The 15,321-nt window shown below is 63.0% G+C and carries 18 protein-coding genes; 9 read left to right on the forward strand and 9 right to left on the reverse strand.

The genetic code is table 11. From position 1 onward, the window contains the following. Positions 1–48: 48 nt before the first annotated feature. Positions 49–1,101, forward strand: coding sequence for a CobW family GTP-binding protein (locus V1290_RS23665; protein ID WP_334366602.1), 1,053 nt, complete (start codon positions 49–51; stop codon positions 1,099–1,101). Positions 1,102–1,111: 10 nt separating this feature from the next. Continuing rightward, positions 1,112–2,116 carry a WD40 repeat domain-containing protein gene (locus V1290_RS23670; protein WP_334366603.1) on the forward strand — a complete coding sequence of 335 codons (1,005 nt, stop codon included), beginning with the start codon at positions 1,112–1,114 and terminating at the stop codon, positions 2,114–2,116. 538 nt (positions 2,117–2,654) lie between these two features. Here the strand turns inward: V1290_RS23670 and V1290_RS23675 are convergent. Both V1290_RS23675 and V1290_RS36560 read right to left on the reverse strand, forming a co-directional pair. Next, complete coding sequence (locus tag V1290_RS23675; protein WP_334366604.1) at positions 2,655–3,110, reverse strand: SDR family NAD(P)-dependent oxidoreductase; 456 nt, start codon at positions 3,108–3,110, stop codon at positions 2,655–2,657. Then, positions 3,079–3,282, reverse strand: coding sequence for an SDR family NAD(P)-dependent oxidoreductase (locus V1290_RS36560; RefSeq protein ID WP_442895010.1), 204 nt, complete (start codon positions 3,280–3,282; stop codon positions 3,079–3,081). The genes V1290_RS23675 and V1290_RS36560 overlap by 32 nt, the downstream gene beginning before the upstream one ends. Before the next feature lie 328 nt (positions 3,283–3,610). On the opposite strand from V1290_RS36560, the gene V1290_RS23680 reads away from it, so the two are divergent. The 7 genes from V1290_RS23680 (at position 3,611) to V1290_RS23710 (ending at position 9,769) form a co-directional block, all read left to right on the forward strand. After that, the gene (locus tag V1290_RS23680; RefSeq protein WP_334366605.1) at positions 3,611–3,922 is read left to right on the forward strand and encodes a hypothetical protein; all 312 of its coding nucleotides are present in this window, start codon (positions 3,611–3,613) and stop codon (positions 3,920–3,922) included. A gap of 231 nt (positions 3,923–4,153) precedes the next feature. Beyond that, on the forward strand, positions 4,154–5,095 hold the full coding sequence (locus V1290_RS23685; protein ID WP_334366606.1) for a dioxygenase family protein: 942 nt from the start codon (positions 4,154–4,156) through the stop codon (positions 5,093–5,095). Between the two features lie 91 nt (positions 5,096–5,186). Then, the gene (locus V1290_RS23690) at positions 5,187–6,431 is read left to right on the forward strand and encodes an amino acid ABC transporter substrate-binding protein (protein ID WP_334366607.1); all 1,245 of its coding nucleotides are present in this window, start codon (positions 5,187–5,189) and stop codon (positions 6,429–6,431) included. A gap of 51 nt (positions 6,432–6,482) precedes the next feature. Continuing rightward, positions 6,483–7,349 carry a branched-chain amino acid ABC transporter permease gene (locus tag V1290_RS23695; RefSeq protein ID WP_334369155.1) on the forward strand — a complete coding sequence of 289 codons (867 nt, stop codon included), beginning with the start codon at positions 6,483–6,485 and terminating at the stop codon, positions 7,347–7,349. Then, positions 7,346–8,311: a branched-chain amino acid ABC transporter permease gene (locus V1290_RS23700; RefSeq protein ID WP_334366608.1), complete on the forward strand. Its 966-nt coding sequence runs from the start codon at positions 7,346–7,348 to the stop codon at positions 8,309–8,311. Before V1290_RS23695 ends, V1290_RS23700 begins: the two co-directional genes overlap by 4 nt. After that, positions 8,308–9,042, forward strand: coding sequence for an ABC transporter ATP-binding protein (locus V1290_RS23705; RefSeq protein ID WP_334366609.1), 735 nt, complete (start codon positions 8,308–8,310; stop codon positions 9,040–9,042). The genes V1290_RS23700 and V1290_RS23705 overlap by 4 nt, the downstream gene beginning before the upstream one ends. Continuing rightward, entirely contained in the window at positions 9,032–9,769 is a 738-nt protein-coding gene (locus V1290_RS23710) for an ABC transporter ATP-binding protein (protein WP_334366610.1), read from the forward strand. The genes V1290_RS23705 and V1290_RS23710 overlap by 11 nt, the downstream gene beginning before the upstream one ends. Before the next feature lie 24 nt (positions 9,770–9,793). Here V1290_RS23710 and V1290_RS23715 read toward each other — a convergent pair whose 3' ends face one another. From V1290_RS23715 to V1290_RS23745, 7 genes are all read right to left on the reverse strand, one after another. Then, positions 9,794–10,021 carry a hypothetical protein gene (locus V1290_RS23715; protein WP_334366611.1) on the reverse strand — a complete coding sequence of 76 codons (228 nt, stop codon included), beginning with the start codon at positions 10,019–10,021 and terminating at the stop codon, positions 9,794–9,796. A gap of 214 nt (positions 10,022–10,235) precedes the next feature. Beyond that, a complete protein-coding gene (locus tag V1290_RS23720; RefSeq protein ID WP_334366612.1) occupies positions 10,236–11,666 on the reverse strand; it encodes a homospermidine synthase in 1,431 nt (476 codons plus the stop codon). Positions 11,667–11,707: 41 nt separating this feature from the next. After that, positions 11,708–12,097, reverse strand: a complete 390-nt coding sequence (locus tag V1290_RS23725; RefSeq protein WP_334366613.1) for a RidA family protein — start codon at positions 12,095–12,097, stop codon at positions 11,708–11,710. Positions 12,098–12,194: 97 nt separating this feature from the next. After that, complete coding sequence (locus tag V1290_RS23730; protein WP_334366614.1) at positions 12,195–12,356, reverse strand: hypothetical protein; 162 nt, start codon at positions 12,354–12,356, stop codon at positions 12,195–12,197. Positions 12,357–12,361: 5 nt separating this feature from the next. Next, a complete protein-coding gene (locus V1290_RS23735) occupies positions 12,362–12,967 on the reverse strand; it encodes a GNAT family N-acetyltransferase (protein ID WP_334366615.1) in 606 nt (201 codons plus the stop codon). A 122-nt stretch (positions 12,968–13,089) separates the two neighbouring features. Then, entirely contained in the window at positions 13,090–14,232 is a 1,143-nt protein-coding gene (locus V1290_RS23740; RefSeq protein ID WP_334366616.1) for a type III PLP-dependent enzyme, read from the reverse strand. Positions 14,233–14,887: 655 nt separating this feature from the next. Further along, on the reverse strand, positions 14,888–15,148 hold the full coding sequence (locus tag V1290_RS23745) for a hypothetical protein (protein ID WP_334366617.1): 261 nt from the start codon (positions 15,146–15,148) through the stop codon (positions 14,888–14,890). Between the last annotated feature and the right edge of the window lie 173 nt (positions 15,149–15,321).

The raw sequence follows: 15,321 nt of genomic DNA on the forward strand, positions 1-15,321 counted from the left end.
GGCCTCCCTGCTGCCGGTGCGCAAAACCATTTCCGCTCCGGAGCCATTATGTCTGAACTTTCGTCCCAAAAAATTCCAGTGACCGTGCTGACGGGCTATCTCGGCGCCGGCAAGACCACGCTGCTCAACCGCATCCTGTCGGAAAACCACGGCAAGAAATACGCCGTCATTGTCAACGAATTCGGCGAGATCGGCATCGACAACGACCTCATCATCGGCGCCGATGAGGAAGTGTTCGAGATGAACAATGGCTGCATCTGCTGCACCGTGCGCGGCGACCTCGTGCGCATCATGGACGGCCTGATGAAGCGCAAGGGCAAGTTCGACGCCATCATCGTCGAGACCACGGGGCTGGCCGATCCGGCGCCGGTGGCGCAGACCTTCTTCGTCGACGAAGACGTGCAGAAGAACGCGCGGCTCGACGCAGTCGTCACCGTGGCGGACGCCAAATGGCTGAGCGATCGTCTCAAGGACGCGCCGGAAGCCAAGAACCAGATCGCGTTTGCCGACGTCATCGTGCTGAACAAGACCGACCTCGTCTCCAAGCCGGAATTGGCCGAAGTCGAGGCCCGAATTCGCGGCATCAATCCATATGCAAAGCTGCACCGCGCCGAGCGCTGCAAGGTCGCGCTATCCGACGTGCTGGAACGCGGCGCGTTCGATCTCGATCGCATTCTGGAGATCGAGCCGGAATTCCTCGACGCCGGAGACGATCATCACCATCACGATCATGATCACCATCATGACCATCATCACAACGATCACAGCCACAGCCATGGCGGATTGAAGCACTACCACGACGAGGACATGCAATCGCTGTCGCTGCGGTCGGACAAGCCGCTCGACCCGACCAAGTTCATGCCGTGGCTGCAAACCCTCGTCGCCACCGAGGGCCAGAAGATCCTGCGCTCGAAGGGCGTCCTCTCCTTCACCGACGACGACGACCGTTATGTGTTCCAGGGTGTGCACATGATGCTGGAAGGCGATCATCAGCGGAAGTGGAAGGAAGGCGAGCCGCGCGAAAGCCGCGTCGTCTTCATCGGCCGCGAATTGCCGGAAAAGACAATCCGCGAAGGTTTCGAAAGCTGCATTGCTGCGTGAGACGGAAATCATGTCTTCCGAACAGCTCACCATTGCATCCCTGACCGACCGCGTGAAATCCGTTGCGGTTGGTGCACCCGTCTCCGCCGTGCATTTCCTCGGCGAGCGCGCTGCCTTCGTGTGCGCCGAGGAAAAAGTCGCAATCGCCGATGCCACCGGCGAAATCTCCCATGTGGTCGTGCACAGCGGCGCCATCCTCTGCACAGCGTCCGATGGCAAGCGCGTCGTCACCGGTGGCGACGACGGCAGGCTCGTTGCATTGAATGCAAAGGGTGAGACGTCGGTGCTTGCGACCGACGCCAAACGGCGCTGGATCGACAATGTCGCGCTGCATCTCGATGGCGCATTTGCCTGGTCGGCTGGCAAGACGGCGTTCGTCCGCGGCGGCAAGGGCGAGGAGAAGACTTTTGATGCGCCGTCGACCGTCGGCGGCCTCGCCTTCGCGCCAAAAGGCCTGCGCGTGGCGGTCGCCCATTACAACGGCGTGACGCTGTGGTTTCCCAACATGGCGGCGAAGCCGGAATTTTTGGAATGGGCCGGCTCGCATCTCGCCGTCACCTTCAGCCCCGACAACAAATTCCTGGTCACCGCGATGCACGAGCCGGCGCTGCATGGCTGGCGGCTTGCCGACAACAGGCACATGCGGATGAGCGGCTATCCCGGCCGCGTCCGCTCGATGTCGTGGAGCGCGGGCGGCAAGGGGCTCGCCACGTCGGGTGCGGACAGCGTGATCATCTGGCCGTTCGCCAGCAAGGACGGTCCGATGGGCAAGGAGCCTGCGATGCTGGCGCCGCTGCAGGCGCGCGTTTCCATGGTGGCCTGTCATCCGAAGCAGGACATCATGGCCGCAGGCTATAGTGACGGCACCGTGCTGATCGTGCGGCTCGAGGATGGCGCGGAAATACTGGTGCGCCGCAACGGCAGCGAGCCGGTCTCGGCACTGGCCTGGAACGCGAAGGGCACGTTGCTGGCCTTCGGCACCGAGGACGGCGACGCCGGGATGCTGGAATTCTAGAAAACGACCGCCCTGACACTGGTCTGTGCCCGTTGCGTCACTCGTGACCACCAAACCCGCCTTCAACCACGGCGGCGGAGACTTAACAGGCGTACCCGATCAGCAATACGTACTTCGCGACTACCAGCTTTTCGGCGGTTATTCGTCCTATCCCCTCGCCCGAGCCGAGTTGCATGAGCGGCTGACCCGACGACATTGGTGAGTAGGAGAGTCGCGAGCACTCGTCGTTTGCCGCTGTAACCACCAATTGACGTCTCATCGTTTCGCCGTTGCAGGTGTCTGTGTCTACGCACCACCAGGCTCGAACGGGCCTGGTTCGGAGTAGCCCTCGATCGATTCGACCTTTGCGTAGTTCTCGGCGATGCTCTCGGGTGTCAGATGTGGATCGTAGAAGCCAGGTCCCATGACGATAGCGATACGTTGGATTGCTCGGGCTCCTACGTTGTAGATCCTGTTCGTCTCCGAACAACTATCGCTTGCCAGCCAAACGATCGCTGGCGCAACAGCCTCAACCGGCATGGCGGCTCTTCCATCTGCTTCAGCCAAGCGGGATCCAGCGGCGGGGGTGCATCCTCGTGTACGCGACTGGCGAAATGGTGTTCACGAGAATCCCATGCTCAGCACCTTCAAGAATGCGCATCAATCCGACTACTGCGCACTTGGCCGCCGCATCTTGGCCACGTAGTCCGAACAGGCCGCTGACTGAGGTAGTGAGGATGATCTTCCCATGGCGTTGTGCGGCCATATAGGGCCAGGCAGCCTTCACCGTGTTAACCGGCCCGCCGACGTGCACGCGCCAATAGCGATCGAAATCGTCAAGGGTAGCGTCCGTGAATAGCTGGCTTCCGCAGATACCAGCGTTGTTCACGAGAAGGTCTATTCTCCCGAAATGCTCGATGGTCATCGCGATCAGGTCACTACCACCTTCAGGGGTGGAAACATCGCTGTCATTCGCGATTGCCTCACCTCCACGTGACCGAATGAGGTCGGCCACCCTGTTCCGCTATCGTGGAGTCCTTCCCGAACCCCAATACGTCGGTCCCTAGGTCGTTTACCACGACCCGGGCACCGCGTTCGGCGAGAAGTTCGACGTGTGCCCGCCCCAGCCCGCGGCCTGCCCCAGTCACAACCGCGACCTTCCCTTCCAACGAAATTCGTTCAGTCATTTCGCTAATCCTCTTCCGACAAGATTGCCGCGGAGACCACGGGGCGACATATCGGGATTTCGTCGTGTGTTTTGTTTTTCTTGGGGCTCCGCGGCGCCGCCAGTAGTGGCCCAGAGCCTTTTGCGTGGCTCTGGCGAAGAAATGGGGCGGCAACTCAATCGGAAACACGGCTTAGGATGTGTATCTTCCGAATTCTAGGCGTCCCGGGCCAGTTACCATACAGGTTCCCCGCGGAACTATGGGCCTTGCCGGCCGTTGAGCCCACGAACCATTTTGTGGGTCGAACGATATGCCTGCCGATGCCCGTCAACGCAAATATCGAAGGGAAATGCTGGGCGCGTCCACGCTGATCGCGGTCGGGCTAATTATTTCGGCCCTGTCGCTGAGCGAGATCGTGGCGCGCGATTCCCAGCACGTCGCGCAGGCGACGCCGCCAACGCAATCGACGCCAGACGCAGAAACCAAACCGCCCGCGCCGCCTGCGCCGTCCGAACCGGGCACGACCGGGCAAAGGCCATCAGACGTTCCGCCGCAGCCTGCCCGTCCAGACCCGGATGCGCAGAAGTCGGGCGCTCAGCCCGCGCTGCCGCCGGCGCCGGCGGAGAAGACCGCGCCGCCGATCCGCGAAAAGGAAAAATGATCCCACTGCCGTTGCGCCGATTGTGCAATCGCAAAATCGTGGGCGGAGGCCCTGCCGCGCTCGTTTGATGCGCGAGTGTGTGGGCCATGTAACCTATTCGCCCGTATCAATTCGTAGGAGAGGGCGCAGGCCTCGCCTTCGAACGCCTTGTGTTGATCCCCAACAAGCGGTTAGGCTTGCTGCAAAACAGCCGGCAGGTCGAGTAACGGCCGGCAGATCAGGGAGTGACGCATGCGTGAGTTAACGCCGGAAACGATCACGGACGCCGTGCTCGACCAGATGGCGACGACGCCAGACCCTCGCCTGAAGGAGATCATGGCGTCGGCGGTAAAACATCTCCATGCCTTCGCCCGCGAGGTCAACCTGACGCCCGCGGAATGGATCAAGGGCATCGAATTCATGACTGCCGCCGGCAAGATGTGTTCGCCGGAACGGCAGGAATTCATCCTGCTATCCGACACGCTCGGCCTCTCGGCGCTCGTCAACGGACTGCACGACGCAACCGCGCTTGAGGAAGCCACCCACACCAGTCTGCTCGGCCCGTTCTACCGCGAGGCCACGCCGACGCTTGCAGCCGGCAGTTCGATCGCCAAGAACCCGAAGCCCGGCAGCGAGTGCGTGTTGTATGGCCGCGTCACCGATGCCGCGGGCAAACCGGTCGCGGGCGCCACCGTCTCGATCTGGCAGACCGGCGCTGATGGCCTCTATGACATCCAGGCCAGTGCGACCTCGGTCGATTACCGCGGTGTGTTCGCCACCGATGCCGATGGCCTCTATGTGCTGCGCACCGTCAAACCGCTCGGCTATTCGATCCCGATGGATGGCCCGGTCGGCGCGATGGTGAAGGCGCAGGCGCGGCATGGCATGCGGCCGGCGCATATTCACTTCCTGGTCGGCGCAGCCGGCTATCGCGAACTGGTCACGGCGCTCTATCTGCGTGACGATCCCCATCTGGCCGATGATGTCGTGTTCGGCTCGTCGGGCGATCTTGCCGTCGACGTGGTAGCCAATGATCCGGACTGCCCGATCAAGGGCATGCCGAGCATCCGCTTCGACATGCGGTTGTCGCGCGAAAACGCCGCCGACAAGACCAGCGGGCGCGTCGGCGCCGATCCGTCGGCGATCATGAAACAAGCCAAAAGCGAACCGGCCTCGGCGGGTGCCGGCGGCTAGCCCGAGACTGACGCGATCCACTTCACCGCAGCCGGGCGAAGATCCGGCGGACGCAGAAATACAACGACATAAACGACACAAGGGGGAATCGATGAAACGCAGAACATTCCTGGGCGGCGCAATGGCCGTCGCGGTGGTAGGGCACGGATCGAGCGCTCTTGCCCAGCAGCCGCCGATCAAGATCGGCATGTCGATGCCGCAAACCGGCGGCCTCGCCGGCGGCGGCAAGGCGTCGTTGCTCGGCATCGAGATCTGGCGCGACGACGTCAATGCCAAGGGCGGACTGCTCGGCCGCAAGGTCGAACTGGTCGTCTATGACGACAAGTCGAGCGCATCGGAGACGCCCGCGATCTACGCCAAGCTGGTCGATGTCGATAAGGTCGACCTGCTGTTCGCGCCCTATGCAACGGTACCGACCGCGCCGATCATGCCGTTCGTCAAGCAGCGCGGCCTCTTGCTGATGGGGAATTTCTCGTTCCAGGTGAACAGCAAGGTCGGCCACGACATGTGGTTCAACAATGCACCCTGGGGGCCGGCCGATAGCTGGGCGGCTTCGTTCCTTGACCTGGCGCAAAAGGCCGGCGGCAAGAACATGGCGCTATTGACGGCGGATCAGGAATTCGCGCAAAACCTCGCGCTCACGGCGCGGGACGTCGCCAAGAAGCGCAATATCCCGATCGTTTTCGACCAGGTCTACCCGCCGAACACGGTTGAATTTTCGTCCATCATTCGCGCGTTGAAGGCGGCCAAGCCCGACATCGTCTATGTCGCGTCCTATCCGCCGGATTCGGCCGGCATCCTGCGTGCCGTGAACGAGATCGGGATCGGCGACAGCGTCAAGATTTTCGGCGGCGGCATGGTCGGTCTGCAATTTGCCGCTGTGATGTCGAATCTCGGCTCGCTGCTCAACGGCGTCGTGAACTACAATACCTGGCTGCCGGAAAAGAGCATGTATTTCGACGGCACCAAGGAATTTTTCGACAAGTACACCAAGCGCGCCGTCGAGGCCAAGGTCGATCCGCTCGGCTACTATCTGGCGCCGTTCGGCTATGCGATGGGCCAGATGATCGAGGCGGCGGTCGGCGCGACCAAGTCGCTCGACCAGAAGGGCATCGCGAAATACCTGCGCGACAACGAGCACAAGACCATCGTCGGGTCGATCGCGTTTTCGGCCGATGGCGAGCGCAAGGAAACGGCGACCCTGCAGGCCCAGTTCCGCGGTGTAAAGGACAAGGATATCGAGCAGTTCCGTTCCTCCGGCAAGCAGGTGATTCTATTCCCTGACAAATTGAAAACCGGAGAGCTCATCACTCCCTTCGAGACTGCCCGAAACTAGCCCTCGTGGCTTTTCCGGCTCAGGGCCAAGGGGGGACTTGAATTGTTTTCGATGGACCTGCTGCTTGGGGCAGTCGTGCTTGGCGTGCTGCTCGGCTGTTTCTATGCAGCCGTCAGCGTCGGCTTGTCCGTCTCGTTCGGCTTGCTCGACGTTCCCCATGTTGCGCATCCGGCGTTCCTGGTGCTGGCGTCCTATGGCGTATTCCAGCTCAACGAGAGCTATGACATCGACCCGTTGCTGGCGGGCCTCGCCATCACGCCACTGTTCTTCGTGTTCGGCCTGCTGGCCTACCGCGTCTATTACGAAACCTTCGAGCGGCGCGGCAGTGATGCCGCCGTCCGCGGCATCGCCTTCTTCTTCGGCATCGCCTTCATCATCGAGGTGCTGATCATCCTGCAATTCGGCGTCGACCAGCGCTCGGTTTCCGCGACCTATATCGGCAAGTCGTGGCGGCTCGGCGAGTTTCGGATACCGATCCGGCAACTGGTGGCTTTCGCGGTGGCGCTTGCGCTGACGGTGCTGCTTGCCGTGTATCTGTCGAAAACCTTCATGGGCCGCGCGATCCGCGCGGTCGCGCAGGACGAGGAGGCGCTGCGGCTGATGGGCGCCAATCCGGTCCGCATCAAGCAATTTGCCTTCGGCATCGCCACTGCCGTGCTCGGCATCGCCGGCGCGCTCCTGATCATCGTGGCGCCGGTCGAGCCGACGCTCGATCGCGCCTATATCGGGCGGACCTTCTGCGTCGTCGTCATGGCCGGGCTCGGCAGCATCAGCGGCACGCTGATCGCCGCCATCATCCTCGGCGTCGCCGAATCCATCGTGCTGACGTTGTTCGGGGCTTCCTGGGCGCCGGCGATCTCGTTCGCAATGCTGCTCGGCGTGCTCGCCGTCCGGCCGCAAGGTCTGCTCGGCCGATGAACAAGCGCAACCACAGCATTGCATTTTGGGCCGCCGTCGCCGTCTTCCTGGTCGCCGTGTTGTCGATGACACAGATCGTCCGCAACGAATATCCGTTTTTTGCCGGCTACGTCATCCTGCAGTTCATCGCGCTTGCAGTTGCCTGGAGCATCCTCGGCGGCTACGCCGGTTACGTCAATTTCGGCACCAACGCCTTTTTCGGCGTCGGCGTCTATACGGCGGTAGCGCTGTTCAAGGCGACGGGCGCGCCGCTCTTGGTGCAGATCGCAGCCGCCGCCGTCGTCGGCATGACGCTCGGCTTTGGCGTTGGCCTCCTCACTTTGCGGATGCGCGGCATCTTCTTCTCGATCGCGACGATTGCGCTGGCGATCATCATCGAGACCATTGTGATGAACTGGCGGTTCGTCGGCGGCGCGGCCGGCATCCAGATCCAGCGGCCGCCGGTGATGGCGCCGTTCGACAGCTATGTGAAGATGCTGTTTTTCGTGCAGGCCGTCCTGGCCGTGATCGCCATTGCGATCGCGCGCTACGTCCAGACTTCCCGGATCGGCCGCGGCCTGCAGGCGCTCAGGGACGACGAGCTCGCCGCCGAATGCACGGGCGTGCCGACGCTGAAGTTGAAGCTGATCGCCTGCATGATATCAGGCGCGCTGATCTCCGCGGCCGGCGCGCCCGCTGCCATGTACCTGCAATATGCCGATCCGTCCTCGGCGTTCAACCTGAGCTACTCGGTCTCGGCGTTGGCGATGGCGCTGATCGGCGGCACCGCGCACTGGATCGGCCCGGTGTTAGGGGCCATCCTGCTCGGCTCGACGCAACAGCTCCTCGCCGTGACCATCTCTTCGGAGGTCAACGTGCTGGTGCTCGGCATCATGCTGGTGCTGTTCGTGGTCGGCGCGCCGAAGGGCATCATTGGGCTGTTGCGGCCGCGCTACCGTCTGCGCGCGGGGGGCAAGCAATGAATACGGCAGCCGCCGACGCACCCCTGCTGCAGGTGGGGACTTTGACAAAGACCTTCGGCGGCTTCACCGCGCTCGACAATATCAGCGTCGATATCCGAAAGGGCGAACGGTTCGGCCTGATCGGCCCGAACGGCTCGGGCAAGACCACGCTGATCAACTGCATCTCCGGCGCATTGAAGCCGCAGGTCGGCAGCGTGGTATTCTGCGGCGAGGACATCACGCAATTGCCGCCGCACTTGCGCGCGCGCCGCGGCATCGCCCGCAGCTTCCAGATTCCGCGGCCGTTCAGGAGCATGACGGTGCTGGAAAACCTCATGGTCGGGCTCGACTTCGCCGCCGCCGGTTCAGCCGCGGCGGAGGAAGAGATCGCGATGTCGATCCTGACGCGGATGGGGCTGGCCTCGAAAGCCGGCGCCGCGAGCGACACGCTGAGCCAGGTGGAGCTGCGCAAGATGGAGCTCGCGCGCGCGATGGCGGTTCGTCCGAAGCTTTTGATTTCGGACGAAGCGATGGCCGGGCTGTCGTCTTCCGAGGTCGACGAGGTGCTCGACCTCCTGATCAGCCTTGGCGAGGAAGACATCACCATCATCATGATCGAGCACATCATGCAGGCGGTGATGCGCTTTTCGGAGCGGGTGATGTGTCTCGACGCCGGAAAAATCATCGCGCTCGGCTCGCCTGGCGAGGTGATGGCCAACAAGCGGGTGCAGGAGGCCTATCTTGGCACTTAGCCTTGCTATCGAAGGCCTCGATGCCGGCTACGGGGCCGTCAAGGCGCTGCGCGGCGTCACGCTGCATGTCGAGGCCGGCGAGACCGTGGCCTTGCTCGGCACCAATGGCAACGGCAAGAGCACGCTGATGAAGTGCGTCATGGGCCTGGTGCGTCCGGATAGCGGCCGGCTTGCGCTGTCGATCGACGGCGTGGCGCATGACCTCACGAAGCTCTCGCCCGAGGCGATCGTCGATCTCGGCGTGGCGCTGGTGCCGGAGGGGCGGCGGCTGTTTCCCAAGCTGACGGTGACGGAAAACCTGATGCTCGGCGCGTTCAGGAGAATGGCCCGCAGCGCCATCCAGCAGAATCTCGCGCTCGTCTTCAACACCTTTCCGGTGCTGAAGGAGCGGCGCAGCCAGCTCGCCGGCACCATGTCCGGCGGACAGCAGCAGATGCTGGCGATTGCGCGCGCGCTGATGTCGTCGCCGCGGCTGCTCTTGATCGACGAGCCGTCGGTCGGGCTGTCGCCGTTACTCGTGTCGCAGACCATTGCCAAGATCGGCGAGCTCAAGCAGCGCGTCGGTCTGACGGTGCTGATGGCGGAGCAGAATTTCAACCAGGCGATCCGGATCGCCGACCGCGGCTACATCATCGTTCACGGCGAGATCGCGGTGGCTGCGCAGTCGGTCGATGAATTGAAGGCCAACGATATCGTCAAGCGGCTCTATCTCGGCGGCGTCGCGTAACGGAGATCCGCCGCAGGGGTGCGACTATTGTGCGCCCCTGAGCGTGCAGGCGGTCGAGCAGGTCGTCACCACGCCGCGCTCGCAGGCGATGCACACCGCGACGCACTGCTTCTTGTCCTTGGGATTGTACTGGCTGAAAAGCTTGCGGGCGCAATTGTCGATCGAGCCCGTGACGTCAGCATTGCTGCCGCTCTCGGGCGTGCACGACGCCAGTGCCGCCGCCGACAGCACGATGGCAATGATGCTGCGCATGTTGCTCGCTCCATCGAGGGAGCCGCCGCTCAAAAGCTTGGCGACGGCCCAAGGGCCCTCGCAGAAATTCACCCTTCAGGATGGCGCGATTGGATTAATCGACTGTTTACACGGCGCCGGGTTCCCGTGCGTAGTTCTACGCCGGTCGAGGGCCATGGAAGATCAATGTGCGCTGCAGCGGGAGCTGCAGCGCCTGTGTTGCTGTGTTGCGGTGTTACCGCACCAGCACGTTCCTGAACTGCCAGGGATCCGACGTGTCGATATCCTCCGGGAACAGGCCGGGCCGGTCCGACAGCGGCGTCCAGTCGGTGTAGAACCCTTTCACCGGGCCGAGATACGGCATCTGAATTTCGAGGCAGCGGCGGAAATCCATTTCGTCGGCCTCAACGATCCCAGCGGTGGGATTCTCCAGCGCCCATACCATGCCGGCGAGCACGGCGGACGACACCTGCATGCCGGTCGCGTTCTGGTAAGGCGCGACGAGGCGGGTCTCCTCGATCGAGAGTTGCGAGCCGTACCAATAGGCGTTCTTGCCGTGGCCGTAGAGCAGTACGCCAAGCTCGTCGATGCCGTCGACGACCTCGTGCTCGTCCAGAATGTGCCAGCTCGGCTGCATCTTGCCGGTCGCGCCGAAAATCTCGTGCAGCGACAGCACGGCGTCGTTGGCTGGGTGGTAGGCGTAGTGGCAGGTCGGGCGATAGATCACCTCGTTGCCATCGCGTAGCGTGAAATAGTCCGCAATCGAGATCGACTCGTTGTGGGTGACGAGGAAGCCGTATTGCGGCCCCGGCGTCGGGCACCATGAACGCACGCGGGTGTTGGCGCCCGGCTGCAGCAGATAGATCGCCGCACCGCAGCCCTCGGTGTGCTGGCGGCCGTTATCCGGCATCCATTTCTCATGGGTGCCCCAGCCGAGCTCGGCCGGCTGCATGCCCTCGGACACGAACCCTTCCACCGACCAGGTGTTGACGAACACATTCATCGGCTTCGGATTCCTGGAGCGCTGGGTGTCGCGCTCGGCGATGTGGATGCCTTTGACGCCGAGCTTCTGCGCGAGCTGGCCCCAACCCTCGCGGCTCTTCGGCTCGTTGAAGGGCGTGTTGGTGTCGCGGGCGATGTCGAGCAGCGCCTGCTTGACGAACCAGGATACCATGCCGGGATTGGCACCGCAGGTGGAGACGGCGGTCGTGCCGCCCGGACTCTTGTGCTTGGCGGCGAGCAAGGTCTCGCGCAGGGCGTAGTTGGAGCGCTTTTCGGGACCGATGTTCTTGTCGAAATAGAAACCCGCCCAGGGCTCCACCACGGTATCGATGTAGAGCGCGCCGATCTCCCGGCACATCGTCATGATGTCGACCGAGGAGGTGTCGACGGAGAGGTTGACGCAGAAGCCCTGGCCGCCGCCTTCGGTAAGCAGCGGGATCAGGAATTCGCGATAATTGTCGCGGGTCACGGCTTGCTTGATGAAGCGCACGCCGTGTTTCTTGGCGAGCTCGCCATCCTCATGCGGATCGATGATGACGAAGCGCGACTTGTCATAGTCGAAATGGCGCTCGATCAAGGGCAGCGTGCCCTTGCCGATCGAACCGAAGCCGATCATCACGATGGGGCCAGTGACTTTCGCGTGAATTTTTGCGAGGGCGTTCATCAGTTGGTCTCCGGAAACAGAAATTCGTGGGAATGGAGGGATCAGGCGGTGCGGCGCTTCGCGGTCACTTCGATCTCGATCTTCATCTCGGGCTTGTAGAGCCCCGCGACGACGAGGAGCGTTGTGGCCGGGCGGATCTCGCTAAAAACTTCGCCGCAGACCGCAAAGAAGGCGTCCGCATCGGCGAGGTCGGTGATGTAGTAGGTGGCGCGGACGATGTCGGCCATCGCGAAGCCGCCTTCCTTGAGCGCCGCCTCGATGTTCCTAAAGCAGTTGCGCGCCTGGCTTGTGACATCGGCGGGAATGACCATGGTCCTGTAGTCGTAGCCGGTGGTGCCGGCGACGAAGGCGAAATCGCCGTCGATGACGGCGCGGCTGTAGCCGGCGGTCTTCTCGAACGGCGAGCCGGTGGAAATCAGGCGGCGGGGCATGGGAACCTCGGTCTTGGGAACGATCCTGGGAATGGTCCGGCGGCGGGATGGGCGCGGTTTAAGGGCTTTTCCCCGGCGTGCGCAACCCCTGGCGATGTCACCGTGAATGCCAGGTGAAGTCGGAGGCCGGCGGCGCGCCGGCGCTCCAGCGACGCACGAGAATGTCCCTGACGATCATGACCGAGATGATGACCAGGAGGACCGTCGTGACAACGCTGCGCCAGCGCGGGCGCACGGCGGCGGGAGGGCACTCCGACATCGCTTTCAGGCCACGCGCGGCAGGAGCAAGGTCTTCGCCTTCCTGGTCCGCACTGCCTTTGTTTTCGGCGAGCGTGCACCGGTCGGAACGATCATCCCCGAGGCGCCATCGAGCGCGCCTTCGCAAAACTCCAGGCCGAGCAGCCGGTCGCGCTCGAAAGCGCCCGGCAGCGACAGCTCGCCGGTCTTCGCGGCCCAGAAGCCGAAGCGGGAGTAGTACGGCGCATCGCCCAGCAGGACTACCGCGCGATGGCCACGCGCCTTCGCCGCCGCGAGCGCGTGGTCCATCAGCGCAGCCCCGACCCCGAGCTGGCGGGAGGAAGCCTCCACCGCCAGCGGGCCGAGCATGAGCGCCGGGATGCCCCCGGCGCTGACGTGCCACAACCGCAACGTACCGACCAGCCGGCCCCTGCTCACAGCCGAAAGGCTAAGGCCTTCGGCGGGCGCGCGTCCGTCGCGCAGGCGCTGGCAGGCGCGCATATGGCGGTTGTCGCCAAAGCAGGCATCCAGCAGCGCCTCGCGCGCGGCGACGTCCGAGGCCCGCTCGCTGCGGATCGCAAACGGAGCGGCATCGGGGATGAGGGCAACGGTGGTCTTCCGCAAAGCAGTCATGGCACGTCAGTCCCCGCTCGCAACGGCAAACTTGCCGCGCAAAGCGTTGTCAAAAATTCGCAAATGACGGGGAGGGAGCCGGCGCACCGGCTCCCGCTATTCGAGCCTCAAAAAGAGGCAGCTCAGATGTGGTAGGTCCTGAGCGGCGGGATGCCGTTGAACGCCACCGACGAGTAGGTCGACGTGTAGGCCCCGGTGCCTTCGATCAACAGCTTGTCGCCGATCTCGAGCGTCACCGGAAGCGGGTACGGCATCTTCTCGTACAGCACGTCGGCGCTATCGCAGGTGGGACCTGCGAGCACGCACGGCGTCATCTCCGCACCGTCATGCGGCGTGCGGATGGCGTAGCGGATCGACTCGTCCATCGTCTCGGCGAGACCGCCGAACTTGCCGATGTCGAGATACACCCAGCGCACCTCGTCCTCGTCGCTCTTCCTGGAGATCAGGACGACTTCGGTCTCGATGATGCCGGCGTTGCCGACCATGCCGCGGCCCGGCTCGATGATGGTCTCCGGGATCTGGTTGCCGAAGTGCTTGCGCAGCGCACGGAAGATCGACCGGCCGTACTGCACGACCGGAGGAACGTCCTTGAGGTACTTGGTCGGGAAGCCGCCGCCCATGTTGACCATGGACAGGTTGATCCCTCGCTCCGCGCAGTCCCGAAACACCGTCGAGGCCATTGCCAGCGCGCGGTCCCACGCCTTCACCTTGCGCTGCTGCGAGCCGACATGAAACGAGATGCCGACCGGCTCCAGCCCCAGACGCTTGGCGAGGTCGAGCACCTCGACCGCCATCTCCGGGTCGCAGCCGAACTTCCGCGACAGCGGCCATTCGGCGCCGGCGCAGTCATAAAGGATGCGGCAGAACACCTTTGCGCCGGGAGCGGCACGCGCGATCTTCTCGACTTCGGCGGCGCAGTCGACTGCGAACAGGCGAATGCCGAGCGCGAAGGCGCGCGCGATGTCGCGCTCCTTCTTGATCGTGTTGCCAAAGGAGATACGGTCCGGCGTCGCACCGGCAGCCATCGCCATTTCGATTTCGGCAACGGTTGCGGTGTCGAAGCAGGAGCCCATGGAGGCGAGCAGCGACAGCACTTCGGGCGCAGGATTGGCCTTCACCGCGTAGAACACGCGGCTGTCGGGCAGCGCCTTGGCGAAGGTCTGGTAGTTGTCGCGCACGACTTCGAGGTCGACGACGAGGCACGGCTCGGTGTCCTGGCCCTCGCTGCGGCGGTTACGCAGGAATTCCTGAATACGTTCGGTCATAGCACCCCTCCAAACGGCCCAGCGACGGGTCCCGTTCAAATTTGATCTCGGACGTGAGTGCTTTGGCGTTGTCGCACGATGGAGACGCGACGAAGCCTCGAACTCAAGAACCGAATTGTGCTGCCGTGGATTGGTTGGGAATCTTCCCGCCCGCTCACCTGGCAATGAAGGACAAGCCTTTTCAGTAGCCCGCGCCGGCGGTGGAATGCCGGTAGAGACCAAAAAAGCCCGATCCGTCGTTGCTTTAAGTCGCGTCCCCCGTTGAGAGCGGGGTGCGCCGGTTCGCCTCCGGCTGCCAGTCACGGTTGCAAAGGATGGAGGGACCTTCAACGGCATCTCTTGAGAGAGATGCTGGCCGCTTCGAAAAACGACCCTCGGTTCTTCATCCCTTGGCGGCTGTCCGGCCTCTTGTCCGGATACCTACCGACTGACACACGACCACAGGCACGTGCGAAATTGGGCAAGGCTGGAAATAAGTCTTTTGAATCGGCTTCGCAAGAATTTTTTTAGGCTGGGGACAAATTTCCCCGACGTGTGCTTACGAAAGCGTTCGCAGCGCGCACGGCTCACGACAAACATGAATGGAAGTTAAGATTTTCTCAGGCAGGCGATGAACGCTTCAGTGCCTGTGCCGCAGCGCTTTCTTGAATGCGCGTCAGGCGCGCTTGGAGAACGGCTCGATGCGCTGCGCGCCGCGGATGAACGCCACCATGACCAGCACGCCGATGCCGAACAGCACCGCCTGGAGAATGTGCGCGCTGGTGTCGTTGAGATCGAACAGGATCGCGAGCGCCCAGCCGCCGGCAAACGCCGCGCCGAACACTTCCGCGCCGATCAGGATCGCAGCCGAAATGACGGTGATGACGCTCGGCCAGACGATCCGGCGGGAGGATGTGGAGGCGGGCTGTGGGCTCATGAAAAAGGTCCTGTTCAAGGGGCGCAATCTCTCCGAAAAGGCCCCATCTATCAAGCGCAAAAGGCCCAAAAATGCCGTATCGCGTGCTATAGATTGCCGCATCTTCTGGAGCGTTTTCGAGCGAAATCGGTACCGGTTTCAGCTCGAGAAAACGAGGCAAAAACGGGAATTGT

Origin of the sequence: Bradyrhizobium sp. AZCC 1578 (genome assembly GCF_036924675.1) — a bacterium.
Classification (GTDB): Bacteria; Pseudomonadota; Alphaproteobacteria; order Rhizobiales; family Xanthobacteraceae; genus Bradyrhizobium.

Excerpts from the sequence above, each read along its gene's own strand:
- V1290_RS23665 (WP_334366602.1), top strand. The coding sequence starts at position 49 with ATGTCTGAACTTTCGTCCCAAAAAATTCCAGTGACCGTGCTGACGGGC.
- V1290_RS23670 (WP_334366603.1), top strand. The coding sequence starts at position 1,112 with ATGTCTTCCGAACAGCTCACCATTGCATCCCTGACCGACCGCGTGAAA.
- V1290_RS36560 (WP_442895010.1), bottom strand. The coding sequence starts at position 3,282 with ATGACTGAACGAATTTCGTTGGAAGGGAAGGTCGCGGTTGTGACTGGG.
- V1290_RS23680 (WP_334366605.1), top strand. The coding sequence starts at position 3,611 with ATGCTGGGCGCGTCCACGCTGATCGCGGTCGGGCTAATTATTTCGGCC.
- V1290_RS23685 (WP_334366606.1), top strand. The coding sequence starts at position 4,154 with ATGCGTGAGTTAACGCCGGAAACGATCACGGACGCCGTGCTCGACCAG.
- V1290_RS23690 (WP_334366607.1), top strand. The coding sequence starts at position 5,187 with ATGAAACGCAGAACATTCCTGGGCGGCGCAATGGCCGTCGCGGTGGTA.
- V1290_RS23695 (WP_334369155.1), top strand. The coding sequence starts at position 6,483 with ATGGACCTGCTGCTTGGGGCAGTCGTGCTTGGCGTGCTGCTCGGCTGT.
- V1290_RS23700 (WP_334366608.1), top strand. The coding sequence starts at position 7,346 with ATGAACAAGCGCAACCACAGCATTGCATTTTGGGCCGCCGTCGCCGTC.
- V1290_RS23705 (WP_334366609.1), top strand. The coding sequence starts at position 8,308 with ATGAATACGGCAGCCGCCGACGCACCCCTGCTGCAGGTGGGGACTTTG.
- V1290_RS23715 (WP_334366611.1), bottom strand. The coding sequence starts at position 10,021 with ATGCGCAGCATCATTGCCATCGTGCTGTCGGCGGCGGCACTGGCGTCG.
- V1290_RS23720 (WP_334366612.1), bottom strand. The coding sequence starts at position 11,666 with ATGAACGCCCTCGCAAAAATTCACGCGAAAGTCACTGGCCCCATCGTG.
- V1290_RS23725 (WP_334366613.1), bottom strand. The coding sequence starts at position 12,097 with ATGCCCCGCCGCCTGATTTCCACCGGCTCGCCGTTCGAGAAGACCGCC.
- V1290_RS23730 (WP_334366614.1), bottom strand. The coding sequence starts at position 12,356 with ATGTCGGAGTGCCCTCCCGCCGCCGTGCGCCCGCGCTGGCGCAGCGTT.
- V1290_RS23735 (WP_334366615.1), bottom strand. The coding sequence starts at position 12,967 with ATGACTGCTTTGCGGAAGACCACCGTTGCCCTCATCCCCGATGCCGCT.
- V1290_RS23740 (WP_334366616.1), bottom strand. The coding sequence starts at position 14,232 with ATGACCGAACGTATTCAGGAATTCCTGCGTAACCGCCGCAGCGAGGGC.
- V1290_RS23745 (WP_334366617.1), bottom strand. The coding sequence starts at position 15,148 with ATGAGCCCACAGCCCGCCTCCACATCCTCCCGCCGGATCGTCTGGCCG.